Raw genomic sequence first — 13,956 nt, 5'->3', positions numbered from 1 at the left:
CGTGTTGCCGCTCAGGCGGGAAGGTTGCGCGGGATCCAGTCGGGCTCGCGCTTCTCCATGAAGGCCCGCATCCCCTCGCGGGGTTCGGGCGAGGTCTCGAGTGCCCCGAACATCGTCTGGTAGTCGAACTGCCCGTAGCGCTCGTTGAGCATGCGCTTGACCTGGGCACGCGCGATCGGCGCGGTCCGCAGGACCTGCCGCGCGGCTTCGAGGGCGGCCTCGCGCAGTTGCTCGTGCGGGACGACGCGGGAGATGACTCCCAGGCGCTGCGCCTCGTGGGCGTCGAAGACCCGCGCCGACAACAGCAGGTCGCGGGCGGCGGCGAGACCGACGTGCGCGGGTAGTGCTGCGGCGAAGGTCGCGTCGGGGATGCCCCGGAGGAGTTCGGGGACACGGAAGGTCGCGCGTTCGCTGGCGACGGCGATGTCGGACATCATCGCGACCAGCAGTCCCCCGGCCTGGCAGATGCCGTTGACGGCGGAGATGACGGGGGCGCGACTGTCGCGGATGGTCAGGAACGGGACGACGTCCACTCCCGAGAGGCCCTCGGGCAGATCGTCGCCGGGTTCGGCGCGACCGCCGAGGTCACCGCCGGGCGCGAAGACGTCGTCGACACCGGTGATGACGAGGGCAGCGAGGTCGGGATCGGAATTGACCAGTCGCACCGCACGTTTGATCCCGTAGTACATCGCCGGGGTGAATGCGTTGCGTGCTGCGGGCCGATCGATGATGCACCAGCCGATCGCGCCTTCCCGTTCGAATCTCAGTCCGCCTGCGCCCAGATCGTCTCCCATGTATCGGACAGTATCTCATTCTTAATCATGAGAACAGCATGCTCAAGCAAGAACATCGATGTTTCCGAGTGCATCCGGTCTACGGTGAGGAAATGCTCGAGCGCATCTCCAAGGACACCCGGCTGTGCATCTCGATGTCCGGCCGCCCCAGCAACATCGGCACCCGGTTCCACAACTACCTCTACGAGGAACTCGGTCTCGACTTCGTCTACAAGGCGTTCGCGCCCGTGAACATCGAGGACGCCGTGGCGGGGATACGCGGCCTGGGCATCCGCGGAGCCGGGGTGTCCATGCCGTTCAAGGAAGCCGTGCTGCCGCTCGTCGACGTGCTGCACGATTCGGCGCGGGCCATCGAGTCCGTGAACACGATCGTCAACGACGACGGCGTCCTGCACGCCTACAACACCGACTATCAGGCGGTGAGCGATCTGCTCGTCGAGCACGGCGTCGACTCCGCCCTACCGGTCACGGTGGTGGGCAGCGGGGGCATGGCGAAGGCGGTGACGGCGGCGCTGCGCCACAACGGATTCACCGACGGAACGATCGTCGCGCGCAACGAGGACACCGGACGGCCGCTCGCGCGCAAGTACGGCTACGAATGGCGCGCCGACACGAGCGAGGTCACCCCTGGGCTGATCGTCAACGCCACTCCGATCGGGATGGCGGGCGGCGCCGAATCGGGCGACCTGCCGCTCCCCCACGACTTCGTCGCCGCAGCGGCGACGGTCTTCGACGTCGTGGCCGTCCCGCCGGACACCCCGCTCGTCCGGTTCGCCCGCGAGCACGACATCCCGGCGATCACGGGCGACGAGGTCATCGCGCTGCAGGCGGCGCTGCAGTTCGAGCTCTACACGGGGGTGGCTCCGACGCGCGAGCAGGTGCGCCGCGCGTCGGAGTACTCCCGTTCCTGAACGGCGGGAACCGAGGACGACCCCGTCGTCAGACGATTCCGGCCTGCTCGAGACCGTCGAGCACCACGGTGGCAGCGTCGACCGCGACGTTCATCTCGAGGCGGGTGATGTCGTGCGTGGCGGGGTTCTGCAGACCGAAGTTGTTGACCCACGCGGCTGTTCGTGCCGACTGGAACATGAACGTGGTGGTCTCGGTGTCGCCCACCAGGTCGCCGACGAACCAGCCGGTGAAGAACGGGCCGAGGTCGACGCCGTAGACCGCCTCGAACTCCTCGGCGATCACGGGTGCAGCATCGACGAGCGCTTCACCGAAGGTGTAGAAATCGCGGGTGTGCTCGGGCGTCGATCCGATGGTCACGAGCGCTTCCGGGAAGTCGACCACCAGGTGGGCGACGATCGCGCCGAGCAACACGCGACCGGGGCTGCGGTCGCACTGTTCGGTGAGCGCGAGCGCGTCCGCCCAGTGCGGCGCCGGCGACCCGCCGGTCACGTACTCGTGCAGATTCGCCAGGTAGAGACGCACCACTTCGACGGCGAGCGCGGACGCCCATTCGGGATCGTCGTAGATCCCGGAGTCGAGGGTCGGGCCGGTGAGTTCGAGGATCTCGTCGAAGGCGAGGACGAACGTGCCACGGTAGTCGTCGCTGCGGGTGAGGAGGTCGCGCAGCTCGGCGATCCGGGTGCGGGCGTCGTCGAAGGTGTCGATTCCCGCGGGATCGGTCAGTGCGGCGATCTCGGCCTGGGGAGTGGCGGATACGCAGTGGGACGGTGCCGTATCGGCCGGCACCGGCGCGGCCGATACGGTCGGTGCGGCGAGCAGGGTCGCCAGGACTGCAGCACCTACGGTGATCGTCGTACGGCCTCGGGCGAAATGCTTCATTTGCGTTAATTTACCGGGCGTTTCTCCGGGATACTCCGGGGTGTCCCATTCGCGGCCGGCTCCGGCGTGCAGTTCTCGTCGGCGATCTCGCGAATCGTCGACGAGAACTGCGCATCGGCCGGCGGATCGCTCAACTGCCGGTGGCGACCTCCCGCTTCGGATCCGCCGACCATTGCGACCACGAGCCCGGATACAGGGCGGCGTCGATGCCCGCGATCTCCAGCGCGGCGATCTCGTGTGCGGCGTTGATTCCCGATCCGCAGTACACGGCGACGTCGGTGCGCTTCACACCCAGCTTCGAGAAGCGGTGCGCGATCTGATCCGCGGGCAGGAACGAACCGTCCTGGCGGAGGTTCTCGGTGGTCGGCGCGCTGACCGCCCCGGGAATGTGCCCCGCCCGGCGGTCCACCGGCTCCTCGTCGCCGCAGTACCGCGCGTGGGCCCGCGCATCGAGCAGGACTCCGTGGGTCGCGAAGGCCGCGGCCTCGTCGGGACCGATCGTGGGCATGTGGCCGGGACTCAACGTCACGTTGCCCGGTTTCTTCTCGCCGCCCGGACCTGCGGCGAGAGGGTGCCCGCCGGCGATCCACGCCTGCAGTCCGCCGTCGAGCAGCCGCACCTCGGAGTGCCCGGCCCAGCGCAACAGCCACCAGGCGCGGGCCGCGGCGAGATCACCACTGTCGTCGTATGCGACGACCAGAGCACCGTCGTCGATCCCCCACCGGCGTGCGGTGGCCTGGAATCGGTCGATGTCGGGCAGCGGATGACGGCCGAGCCCCGGGGCGGGCGGATCGGCGAGATCCTCGTCCAGGTCGACGTAGACCGCGCCGCTGATGTGCCCTTCGTGGAACCGGTCCCGTCCGTGTCTGTCGCCGAGCGCCCAGCGGACGTCGAGTATCACCGGCGACCGGCCCTGCTCGATCATCTCGGCGAGTTCGACGGTGGAGAGGAGAACGGGGGTATCGGACATGACCCGATCCTGACACGAACGGCACATGCCGTTCCGGCTTTGCGGCGACACGCCGCGCGCGCTGGGACGACCCAGCGGCGAACACGCCCTGTACACGTCCGATTCGAGGGTTTTGCGTCTCGGTTCGGGATTGGCGTGGGGGTTGGTCTGATTTGCCGTGCCGAGAGCACTATCGTCGAGACGTGAGCAACCGCCAACCGACGAGCCCAGCCGCCCCGCCTGAGCCGGAGCAGTTCCCGGTGTTGTGGCCCATGCAGACGCGCTGGGCCGACAACGACCATTACGGCCACGTCAACAACGTCACGTACTACTCGTACTTCGACTCGGCGGTCAACGGGTGGCTCATCTCCACCACCGGTGTCGACATCCGCGAACTCGACGCGATCGGGGTCGTGGCCGAGACCTCCTGCCGTTATCTCGCCGAACTGTCCTTCCCCGACCGCCTGCAGGTCGGACTGGCGGTCGAACGCCTGGGCACACAGTCGATCACCTATTCGCTCGCAATCTTCCGGGAGGCCGACGACACCCTGATCCCCGCCGCGACCGGCCGGTTCGTCCACGTCTACGTCGACCCGCAGACGCGCCGCCCCGTCCCGATCCCCGATCAGATCCGCAAGGCCGCCGCACAGCTGGCCACCCCGAACGCGGGCCGCTGACGCTCTACGCCGTCTCGTCTCCGCTGCGCCCGGCCGCCCGGGCCAGCAGCGGAGACGTGCGCTGCGGGACGAGGTCCTGCATGACCAACGACATGTCGGTGCGTTCGACGCCGCGGATCTTCAGGATGCGGCCCGCGAGCCGGTAGAGGTCGTCGGCGTCGCGGGCGACCACCTTCACCGACAGGTCGATCTGCCCGGTCAGCCCGTAGACCTCGGTGACCTCGGGGATCTGCGCGAGTTCGTCGACGACCTCGTCGAGACGGTGCTGATCGACCCGGGTGGCCACGTAGGCGGCGAGCGGATAGCCCAGGCTGACGGGATCCACGCGCCGGTCGAACGAGGCGAGCACGCCCTCGGCCTCCCATCGGGCCAGGCGCGCCTGGACGGTGTTGCGGGACAACCCGAGACGCTGCGCCAGCTCGACTCCCGTGGCGCGCGGTGTGCGTGTGAGCTCGAGGAGCAGACGCGCATCGGTGGCATCCAGACTGGTCATTCTTCGCAGTCTGCCAGCTCGGGGCACCCCGAAACCGTGCTTTCTGCACAGTCGGAGGCGGACCGATTGCGCACGCGCGATTCGCCCGGATGATGTGATGTACGGCACACATCATCCGGTCGGGCCTCACGAGGGCACGCCGGATCCGCACCGACGAGGTGATCCGATGGTTGTACCGACCGCCTATCCGGTCCAGTTGATCCAACCCGACGGGCGACGCGTCCTCGACACCGAGTACGGCCCACTCGTCGCCGACGTCGGCCCCGACGAACTGCGCGGGCTCTACCGCGACATGGTCGTCGCGCGACGCATCGACGCAGAGGCGACGGCCCTCCAACGGCAGGGTGAACTCGGCCTCTGGGCGCCGCTCCAGGGCCAGGAGGCCGCGCAGGTCGGCTCCGCCCGGGCACTCGCGCCCGACGACTACGTCTTCACCAGCTACCGTGAGCACGCCGTCGCGTTGTGCCGCGGTGTCGATCCCGCCGACATGACACGCCTGTGGCGTGGGTGCGGACTGTCCGGATGGGATCCGAAGACGGTCGCCACCACCAACCCCGCGATCGTCGTCGGAGCCCAGGGCCTGCACGCCACCGGTTACGCGATGGGCGCGAAGCTCGACGGAGCCGAGATCGCCACCGTCGTGTACTTCGGAGACGGCGCCACGAGCCAGGGCGACATCTCGGAGGCGATGGTCTTCTCCGTCAGCTGGGGCGTCGGCGTGGTGTTCATCTGCCAGAACAACCACTGGGCGATCAGCGCGCCCACCCACGTGCAGAGCCCTGTCCCCCTCGCAGGGCGCGCTGCCGGATTCGGGATGCCGGCCGTGCAGGTCGACGGCAACGACGTCCTCGCGGTCCTGGCGGTGACCCGGCGTGCCGTCCGGCATGCCCGCGAGGGTGCCGGCCCGTTCTTCATCGAGGCCCTCACCTACCGTATGGGTCCGCACACGACCTCCGACGACCCCACCCGCTACCGCACACCCGCCGATCTCGAGGAGTGGAAGGCACGCGATCCCATCGATCGGCTGCGCCGACTGCTCGAACGCGAGGGGCACGCCGACGAGGACTTCTTCGACGAGGTCCGGTCGGCCGCCGACGAGGCCGCGATGCGGCTCCGGCGCGGCACGCTCGAGATGCCCGACCCCGAACCCGATGCCCTGTTCGACCACGTCTACGCCACCGAGCATCCGCTCGTCGAACAGGAACGTGCGGACTACGCCGAGTATCTGGCGAGTTTCGGCCCCGCAGAGGAGGAGGCGCGACGATGACCACCACGACGATGACCCTCGGCGGCGCCCTCAACGCCGGACTCCGCCGCGCACTCGAACACGACCCCAAGGTCGTCATCATGGGCGAGGACGTCGGCACACTCGGCGGCGTCTTCCGCATCACCGACACCCTGCAGAAGGACTTCGGTGAGGGCCGCGTGATCGACACTCCCCTCGCCGAATCCGGGATCGTGGGAACGGCCTTCGGAATGGCGCTGCGCGGCTATCGGCCCGTGTGCGAGATCCAGTTCGACGGCTTCGTCTACCCGGCCTTCGACCAGATCGTCTCGCAGGTCGCGAAGATCCACTACCGCACCGCCGGTGCCGTGGTGGCCCCGTTGACCGTCCGGATCCCCTACGGCGGCGGCATCGGTGCGGTCGAACACCATTCGGAATCACCGGAGGTGTACTTCATCCACACCGCGGGTCTGCGGGTCGTGAGCCCGAGCACTCCGTCCGACGCGTACTGGATGATCCAGCAGGCCGTCGCACTCGACGATCCGGTGATCTTCCTCGAGCCGAAGCACCGCTACTGGGAACGCGGTGAGGTCGACACGGACACCGCCCCCGACCTCCCGCTCACATCCGCGCGGGTCGTCCGGTCCGGTTCCGACGCGACGGTCGTGACCTTCGGTGCGCTGGTCGGCACGGCGTTGCGCGCAGCCGAGATCGCCGAGACGGAAGGGCATTCGCTCGAGGTCGTCGATCTGAGGTCGCTGTCCCCCATCGACTTCGACACGATCGAGGCCTCGGTGCGACGGACCGGCCGACTCGTCGTCGTGCAGGAGGCGCCGGTCTTCTGCGGCATCGGCGCCGAGATCGCCGCCCGCACGACCGAGCGGTGCTTCTACCAGCTCGAGGCACCGGTCCTGCGGGTCGGCGGATTCGACATCCCCTATCCTCCGGCCAAACTCGAATCCCATCACCGTCCCGACCCGGATCGCATCCTCGATGCGGTCGACCGCGCACTCGCAGCGTGAGGCGCAGCGATGACGAATCCCACACGTGCAGTACAGGAATTCCGTCTCCCGGATCTCGGTGAGGGACTCACCGAAGCGGACTGGGTGCAGTGGGCCGTCGCGGTCGGCGATCGCGTCGAACTCAACCAGGTCATCGGGGAGGTCGAAACCGCCAAGGCCACGGTGGAACTGCCGTCGCCCTATGCCGGCACGGTCGAGGAACTGCTGGTCGAACCAGGGCAGACGGTGCCGGTCGGGGCACCTCTGCTGCGGATCGTCACCGAGGACGGACCCGCCGAACCGACCGGTGACAGCGGCGTCCCGTCCCGACCGTCGGTGCTCGTCGGTTACGGCCCCGGCGACGCCCCGCAGAGCAGGCGCGCGACCCGCCGTACCTCGGCGGACACCGGGCGGGACAGCGACGGCGACACCCCACCTGCACGACCCGACGCGAAGCCCGGCGCACGCAAACTCGCAGCCCTCCTCGAGGTGGATCTTGACACGGTGACGGGCACCGGCCGAGGTGGGGTGATCACACGCGACGACGTGCGGCGCACCGCCGGGCACGGCGAAGAACCCACCGCCGGGCACGGCGAAGAACCCACCGCCGGGCACGGCGAGGAAACCACCGCCGGACAATCACGCCCACCCGCCCGTGCGCCCTCCCCCGAGAGGACCACGCGGATACCCGTAGGAGGGGTGCGCAAGAGGACCGCCGAGGCCGTCTCCCGCAGCGCCTTCACCGCCCCGCACGCGAGTGTCTTCCTCACGTGCGACGCGACTGCCACCGTCGATCTGGTGTCGACCCTGCGCGCGTCGCCGGCCTTCGAAGGCGTCCGTCCGACGGCGCTGAGCATCGTCTCCCGCGCGCTGTTGCACGCGATCGCGGCCGAACCGTCGCTCAACGCGCACTGGGACGACGACGCAGGTGAGATCGTGCTCCATCACGACGTGCATCTCGGGATCGCCACCGCGACCTCCGACGGCCTGAAGGTCCCGGTGGTCCGGGAGGCCCAGCGCCTGTCGTTGCCGCACCTGGCCCGGTCGATCGCCGAGGTCGCCGACCGCGCGCGGACGGGTCGCTCCACGCCGTCCGAGCTGACGGGTTCGACGGTCTCGGTGACGAACGTCGGGGTGTTCGGGGTGGACGGGGGAACACCGATCCTCAATCCCGGCGAGTCGGCGATCCTCGCCGTCGGTGCGATCTCCGATCGCCCGTGGGTGGTGGACGGTGCTCTTGCGATCCGCAAAGTGGTCACGTTGTCGCTGTCGTTCGATCATCGGCTCGTCGACGGGGAGCAGGCGGGACGGGCACTCGCGACGATCGGCGCTTTCCTCGGCGATCCCGTGCCCATGCTCGTTGCCGACAACTAGGTGAGCGTGGCCGCCCTGACGCCGACGGCGCCCACGCGGTGATCCGCGTGGGCGCCGTAAGGGAGCAGCGACAGGTCCGGAAGGCCTACAGGGCCTTCAGTTCCTCGGTGACCTCCGAGACCATCTTCTTCGCGTCACCGAACAGCATCGACGTGTTGTCGGCGGTGAACAGCGGGTTGTCGATACCGGCGTAACCGGAGCTCATCGAGCGCTTGAGCACGATGACCGACTTCGACTGGTCGACGTTGAGGATCGGCATGCCGTAGATCGGGCTCGACGAGTCCAGTCGGGCAGCCGGGTTGGTGACGTCGTTCGCGCCGATGACGATGGTGACATCGGTGCGGCTGAACTCGCCGTTGATGTCGTCCATCTCCTTCATCGCGTCGTATTCGACGTCGGCCTCGGCGAGCAGGACGTTCATGTGGCCGGGCATACGACCGGCGACCGGGTGGATCGCGTACTTGACCTCGACACCGCGGTCCTCGAGCAGCGCTGCCATCTCCTTGACGGCGTGCTGCGCCTGGGCGACGGCCAGACCGTAGCCGGGGACGACGATGACCTGGTTGGCGTACGCCATCTGGATGGCGGCGTCCGAGGCCGAGGTGGCCTTGACCGTGCCACCCGACGCCGAGGCCACACCTGCGGCCGCCTCGCCACCACCGAAGGCGCCGAAGACGATCGCGGGGATCGACCGGTTCATTGCCTTGGCCATGAGGTTGGTCAGGATGGTGCCCGAGGCGCCGACGATCATGCCCGCGACGATCATGGCCTGGTTGTTCAGCGCGAGACCGGCGGCTGCTGCCGACAGACCCGTCAGGGCGTTGAGCAGCGAGATCACGACGGGCATGTCCGCGCCGCCGATCGGCAGCACGACGAACAGACCCATCAGGCCGGCGGCGACGAGCAGTGCCAGGATCCACCACGAGGCGAGCGGCTCACCGTCGGCGCTGATGCCGATGTAGACGGCGATGGCGATCGACGCGAGGACGAGCACGATGTTGGCCAGCTGGAACAGCTTCGCCGACGCGACGAGCTTCTTCTCGAGGTTCTTGTTCAGCAGTTCCTGCAGCTTCGCGAAGGCGACGAGCGAACCCCAGAACGAGATCGAGCCGATGATCGCGGCGAACAGCGAACCGACGATCATGACCACGGTCGGGTCGTCGTCCAGCGTCGTGAAGCTGGTGGACTCGAGATATTCGGCCCACGCGATGAGCGCGACGGTGCCACCACCGACGCCGTTGAACAGTGCGACCAGCTGCGGCATGGCCGTCATCTTGGTCTTCAGTGCCGGCGGGACGCCGAGGATGATGCCGACGGCCAGACCGCCGATGATCAGACCCCAGTTCTCCGTGTGGCGGATGTCGATGAGCACCGCGACGACCGCGATGAACATACCGACGGCGGCGATGTAGTTGCCGCGGACGGCGGTCTTCGGGCCCGTCAGACCCGACAGACCGTAGATGAACATCGCGAAGGCGATGATGTACAGGACCGAGACGAGGTAGCCCATCAGGCGTCAGCCCCCTTCTTCTGTGCAGCCGGGGAGTCCTTGCGCTGCTTGAACATCCCGAGCATGCGGTCGGTGACGACGAAGCCACCGACGACGTTCAGGGTGCCGAAGACCAGAGCGACGAACAGGATGATCTTGATGCCCCAGTGGGCATCACCGGGGAGATGACCGAGCACGACGAGTGCGCCGAGCACGACGATGCCGTGGATCGCGTTGGTGCCCGACATCAGCGGCGTGTGCAGCGTGTTCGGCACCTTGGAGATGACGGCGAAACCGACGAATCCGGCCAGGACCAGAATCGCGATGTTCGCGAGTAGTTCGTTGTACATCTAGGAGTTCTCCTTCGAACGCGTCACGCAGGCAGCCGCGAGGATCTCGTCCGAGAAGTCCGGGGCCAGGGCACCGGACTCGTCGAGCAGCAGCTCGATCAGCGCGTACACGTTCTTCGAGTAGAGCTCGGAGGCATGCTCCGGCATCGTCGCGGGCAGGTTGAGCGGCGAGCAGATGGTGACGTCGTGCTTGACGACGGTCTGCCCCGGCTCGGTGAGTTCGCAGTTGCCACCGGTCTCGCCGGCGAGGTCGACGATCACCGAACCCGGCTTCATCCCTTCGACCGCGGCGGCGGTCACCAGGCGCGGCGCCGGGCGGCCCGGCACGAGCGCGGTGGTGATGACGACGTCGAAGCCCTTGATGGCGTCTTCGAGCGCCTGCTGCTGCTGGGCCCGCTCGGCCTCGGTGAGCTCGCGTGCGTAGCCACCCTCACCGGCGGCGTCGATGCCGAGGTCGAGCCACTGGGCACCGACCGACCGGACCTGGTCGGCGACCTCGGGACGCACGTCGTATCCGGTGGTGCGGCCACCGAGACGCTTCGCCGTGGCGAGCGCCTGCAGACCCGCGACACCCACACCGAGCACCAGCACGGTCGCCGGCTTCACGGTGCCTGCGGCGGTGGTGAGCATCGGGAAGAAGCGCGTGGATTCGCTCGCCGCGACCAGCACGGCCTTGTAACCGGCGACGTTCGCCTGCGACGACAGGGCATCCATGACCTGCGCGCGGGAGATACGAGGAATGGCCTCGACGGCGTACGCCTCGACACCGGCCTGCGTCAGGGAGCCGATCTGGTTGTCGGCGTTGCGCGGGGCGAGGAAGCCGATCAGGCGCTGACCGGACTTCAGGCGTGCGATCTCGGCGTCGCTCGGCGGAGCGACCTTGACGACGATGTCGGCGGACCAGGCGTCGCCGACGGTCGCGCCGGCTTCCTTGTAAGCCGCATCCGGAATGAGCGCGCCCTGGCCGGCACCGGACTCGACGACGACGTCGAGCCCCTTGCCGATCAAGGAGGGCACGATCTTCGGTACGAGCGCGACCCGCCGTTCCCCGTCGTTCGTCTCACGAACCACGCCGACGGTCGGACGGCGGTGCGCTCCGCTCCCCGTGTTCGATCCTTCGGTACTCAATTCTTGACTCCTGCGTCGATGAAAGTGCGCGTCGTGCCGCGATCGGCGGCGAAAGATGCGTTATCGAAGGCCATGTGACGGCCCGTCATGCACTGAAAGGCTTAAGCAGACCTACCGTGCCCTCCCGTGACCTCGCAACCTGGTGAAATCATCTGAATCGAGTCCGAACAGCAAGATGGCGCAAGTTTGTGAGGCAGCTCACCTCACAAATGCCATTTTCCTCCGGTGAGCAAGAGCGTGGAGGACGATCGGAAACGGTCCCGGGAACGGGCCGGGAAACGGCCTCCGAAGCGAAAGCAGGCGGTGTGCAAACAGATTCGTTCCGCGTGTACCGATCGACGGTGTGTACCGATTCAGAACACTTCGGAATCGATTCAGATACCGCGTCGCCGAACGACATCTTTGCGCTCGTCCGGCAGGCGGCGTAAGGGGCTCTCATGAGTCACGACCGCGAGAAGGACCACGACGACGACCTCGGCGGCGACCCGGTCTGCTGGCTCCATCTCCTCTGCCCCGACTGCGGAGCGATGCTCACCTCCGAGGAGGAGCCGTGCCCGCGATGCGGCAGGGAGCACCCGATCCCGGATCCCTCCTGACCCGAGCACCTAACCTGGCCACATGAACGTGCCGGCCCCCGTCCTCGACCTCGCCCGCTCGGCCCGCCGCGTCGCCGTCCTCACCGGTGCCGGGATGTCCGCCGAGAGCGGTGTCCCCACCTTCCGCGACGCGCAGACCGGGTTGTGGGAGAACTTCGACGCCACCGCGCTCGCCACACCGGAGGCGTGGGCGGACGATCCGGCTACGGTCTGGGCCTGGTACCAGTGGCGGGTCGCGCTCGTCCGCCGGGTGCAGCCCAATGCCGGACACCTGGCGCTCGCCGACTGGGCACGGGCGGCCCACGTGCAGATCGTGACGCAGAACGTCGACGACCTCCACGAGCGGGCCGGAAGCTCCGAGGTCACCCATCTGCACGGAAGCCTGTTCGCCCCACGCTGCAGCAGGTGCGAGCGCGCCGTCGACCTTCCCGATCCGCCGGAGGATCCCGTCGCTCGTCTCGATCCGCCGTCGTGCCCCGCATGCGGAGGCGACGGGCGGCCGGGCGTCGTGTGGTTCGGCGAGATGCTGCCGCAGGAACCGTGGGAGACCGCGACCGAGTCCCTGCGTGATGCCGACCTGCTGCTCGTCGTCGGCACCTCGGGTGTCGTCTACCCGGCGGCCGGCCTGCCGTCGCTCGCACGCAGTCACGGCGTACCGGTGGTGCAGATCGATCCACGCGAGACCGATCTGAGCGATCAGGCCGACCATGCCTGGCGCACCACTGCTGCCGTCGGTCTCCCCGCCCTCGTCGACACACTGGAGATCGGGGCCGACACACCGCGTTAAGGTGACCCGGTGAGTTCCTGTGTGTTCTGCGCCATAGCCGACGGCAGCGGTCCGGCGACACGGGTGTACGAGGACGACGAGGTCGTGGCCTTCCTCGACATCCGACCGATCGCGCGCGGGCACACCCTCGTGATCCCCCGCGTGCACACCGCACGCCTCGAGGAGCTCGATCCGGCGTCGGGTGCGGCAGTCTTCCGTGCCGGACAACGGATCGCCCGGGCGATGGCCCGTTCCGAACTCGCCACCGACGGAACCAATCTCGTCCTGAACGACGGACGAGCAGCCTTCCAGACCGTCTTCCACACCCATCTGCACCTCCTGCCCCGCTGGAACGGCGATCGTGTCCGGATGGGTATCGGTCTGGTCCGCCGTCGCCCCCACGACCCCGAGACCACCGCGGCGATCATCCGCGCCGGTCTCGAACGTCTCACCGCCGAGGAGCACCAGTGACATCACAGCCCGACACCACCCCCGACACCTCCGCTGCCGAGTTCCCGATCGACACGATCCGGCCGCTGCTGCTCGAGCAGTTCGCCGTGCTCGACGACCTGCTGGCGGGACTGACCGAGGACGAGTGGACGACCGCCACCTGCCTGCCGGGATGGACCGTCAAGGACATCACTGCGCATCTCATCGGCACCGAGTCGATGCTCGCGGGCATCGAGGCTCCGCGCGTCGAACGCGACGTGCGCTCGTTCGACCACGTGCGCAACGACATCGCGGCCTTCAACGAGTTGTGGGTGGAGTCGTTGCGTCCCGTCCCCGGCGCGGTCGTGCTCGAGCGGTACCGCGAGATCGTCGCCCTGCGCACGGAGCAACTCGGCGCGATGACCCAGGAGGACTTCGGGAAACAGTCGAACACTCCCGTCGGGCCGGCACCGTACGGGCGCTTCATGCGGATCCGCGTGTTCGACTGCTGGCTCCACGAACTCGACATCTGCGACGCGCTCGGCAGGACGGGCAGCGAGGGCGGCCCGCGTGCCGAACTCGGATCCGCGGAGGTCTTCGGTGCGGTTCCGTTCATCGTCGGCAAGCGCGGCAAGGCCCCCGAGGGAGCGCGCATCACGCTCGAACTCACCGGTCCCCTCGCGCGCACCATCCACATCGAGGTGCACGGACGGGCCACCGAGGTGCCGGCCCTGTCCGAACCGGTCACGACCACGATCGCGATGGACTCCGGGTTGTTCGTTCGGCTCGCCGGTGGACGCGTGCGCGCCGAGGACCGGATCGAGGAGATCTCCCTCGGCGGCGACACCGAGGTCGGACGCCGCATCGTCGACAACCTCGCGTTCACGATCTGAC

16 protein-coding genes are annotated in these 13,956 nt (G+C 68.2%); 9 read left to right on the top strand and 7 right to left on the bottom strand.

Features of this window, described 5'->3' with window-relative positions; all coding sequences use genetic code 11:
* Positions 1-11: 11 nt before the first annotated feature.
* Positions 12-794 carry an enoyl-CoA hydratase/isomerase family protein gene (locus CKW34_RS08125; protein WP_059383679.1) on the bottom strand — a complete coding sequence of 261 codons (783 nt, stop codon included), beginning with the start codon at positions 792-794 and terminating at the stop codon, positions 12-14.
* Positions 795-886: 92 nt separating this feature from the next.
* On the opposite strand from CKW34_RS08125, the gene CKW34_RS08120 reads away from it, so the two are divergent.
* On the top strand, positions 887-1,705 hold the full coding sequence (locus CKW34_RS08120) for a shikimate 5-dehydrogenase (protein ID WP_059383727.1): 819 nt from the start codon (positions 887-889) through the stop codon (positions 1,703-1,705).
* Between the two features lie 28 nt (positions 1,706-1,733).
* Here the strand turns inward: CKW34_RS08120 and CKW34_RS08115 are convergent, their stop codons facing one another.
* Together CKW34_RS08115 and CKW34_RS08110 are read right to left on the bottom strand one after the other, a co-directional pair.
* Positions 1,734-2,585, bottom strand: coding sequence for a DUF5995 family protein (locus CKW34_RS08115; protein WP_059383678.1), 852 nt, complete (start codon positions 2,583-2,585; stop codon positions 1,734-1,736).
* A 130-nt stretch (positions 2,586-2,715) separates the two neighbouring features.
* Positions 2,716-3,555, bottom strand: coding sequence for a sulfurtransferase (locus CKW34_RS08110; protein WP_059383677.1), 840 nt, complete (start codon positions 3,553-3,555; stop codon positions 2,716-2,718).
* Between the two features lie 182 nt (positions 3,556-3,737).
* Here CKW34_RS08110 and CKW34_RS08105 point away from each other — a divergent pair, with 182 nt between their 5' ends.
* Positions 3,738-4,211, top strand: coding sequence for an acyl-CoA thioesterase (locus tag CKW34_RS08105; RefSeq protein WP_024103679.1), 474 nt, complete (start codon positions 3,738-3,740; stop codon positions 4,209-4,211).
* A gap of 4 nt (positions 4,212-4,215) precedes the next feature.
* Here the strand turns inward: CKW34_RS08105 and CKW34_RS08100 are convergent, their stop codons facing one another.
* Positions 4,216-4,704 carry an Lrp/AsnC family transcriptional regulator gene (locus CKW34_RS08100; RefSeq protein ID WP_059383676.1) on the bottom strand — a complete coding sequence of 163 codons (489 nt, stop codon included), beginning with the start codon at positions 4,702-4,704 and terminating at the stop codon, positions 4,216-4,218.
* A gap of 166 nt (positions 4,705-4,870) precedes the next feature.
* Here CKW34_RS08100 and pdhA point away from each other — a divergent pair, with 166 nt between their 5' ends.
* The 3 genes from pdhA to CKW34_RS08085 are packed head-to-tail and all read left to right on the top strand — an operon-like array spanning position 4,871 to position 8,304.
* On the top strand, positions 4,871-5,971 hold the full coding sequence (gene pdhA, locus CKW34_RS08095) for a pyruvate dehydrogenase (acetyl-transferring) E1 component subunit alpha (RefSeq protein WP_059383726.1): 1,101 nt from the start codon (positions 4,871-4,873) through the stop codon (positions 5,969-5,971).
* On the top strand, positions 5,968-6,951 hold the full coding sequence (locus CKW34_RS08090) for an alpha-ketoacid dehydrogenase subunit beta (protein WP_059383675.1): 984 nt from the start codon (positions 5,968-5,970) through the stop codon (positions 6,949-6,951). The genes pdhA and CKW34_RS08090 overlap by 4 nt, the downstream gene beginning before the upstream one ends.
* Before the next feature lie 9 nt (positions 6,952-6,960).
* Positions 6,961-8,304, top strand: coding sequence for a dihydrolipoamide acetyltransferase family protein (locus CKW34_RS08085; RefSeq protein WP_059383674.1), 1,344 nt, complete (start codon positions 6,961-6,963; stop codon positions 8,302-8,304).
* Between the two features lie 85 nt (positions 8,305-8,389).
* Here the strand turns inward: CKW34_RS08085 and CKW34_RS08080 are convergent, their stop codons facing one another.
* The 3 genes from CKW34_RS08080 to CKW34_RS08070 are packed head-to-tail and all read right to left on the bottom strand — an operon-like array spanning position 8,390 to position 11,271.
* Positions 8,390-9,814: an NAD(P)(+) transhydrogenase (Re/Si-specific) subunit beta gene (locus CKW34_RS08080; RefSeq protein WP_059383673.1), complete on the bottom strand. Its 1,425-nt coding sequence runs from the start codon at positions 9,812-9,814 to the stop codon at positions 8,390-8,392.
* Positions 9,814-10,143 (bottom strand): NAD(P) transhydrogenase subunit alpha part 2, encoded by a 330-nt coding sequence (locus tag CKW34_RS08075; RefSeq protein ID WP_006552916.1) that lies wholly within the window; start codon positions 10,141-10,143, stop codon positions 9,814-9,816. The genes CKW34_RS08080 and CKW34_RS08075 overlap by 1 nt, the downstream gene beginning before the upstream one ends.
* Complete coding sequence (locus CKW34_RS08070) at positions 10,144-11,271, bottom strand: Re/Si-specific NAD(P)(+) transhydrogenase subunit alpha (RefSeq protein ID WP_059383672.1); 1,128 nt, start codon at positions 11,269-11,271, stop codon at positions 10,144-10,146.
* A gap of 437 nt (positions 11,272-11,708) precedes the next feature.
* Between CKW34_RS08070 and CKW34_RS24460 the strand changes: the two genes are divergently transcribed.
* From CKW34_RS24460 to CKW34_RS08055, 4 genes are read left to right on the top strand one after another with little or no spacing between them, the layout of a single operon-like run.
* Complete coding sequence (locus CKW34_RS24460) at positions 11,709-11,867, top strand: hypothetical protein (RefSeq protein ID WP_167388354.1); 159 nt, start codon at positions 11,709-11,711, stop codon at positions 11,865-11,867.
* Positions 11,868-11,889: 22 nt separating this feature from the next.
* On the top strand, positions 11,890-12,654 hold the full coding sequence (locus CKW34_RS08065) for an SIR2 family NAD-dependent protein deacylase (RefSeq protein ID WP_059383671.1): 765 nt from the start codon (positions 11,890-11,892) through the stop codon (positions 12,652-12,654).
* A gap of 9 nt (positions 12,655-12,663) precedes the next feature.
* The gene (locus CKW34_RS08060) at positions 12,664-13,104 is read left to right on the top strand and encodes an HIT family protein (protein WP_059383670.1); all 441 of its coding nucleotides are present in this window, start codon (positions 12,664-12,666) and stop codon (positions 13,102-13,104) included.
* On the top strand, positions 13,101-13,955 hold the full coding sequence (locus CKW34_RS08055; RefSeq protein ID WP_059383669.1) for a maleylpyruvate isomerase family mycothiol-dependent enzyme: 855 nt from the start codon (positions 13,101-13,103) through the stop codon (positions 13,953-13,955). Before CKW34_RS08060 ends, CKW34_RS08055 begins: the two co-directional genes overlap by 4 nt.
* Position 13,956: the final 1 nt, after the last annotated feature.

The organism is Rhodococcus rhodochrous (assembly GCF_900187265.1).
Classification (GTDB): Bacteria; Actinomycetota; Actinomycetes; order Mycobacteriales; family Mycobacteriaceae; genus Rhodococcus; species Rhodococcus rhodochrous.
The sequence above is the reverse complement of the archived record's forward strand: the minus strand, read 5'-3'. Positions and strand labels throughout refer to the sequence as shown.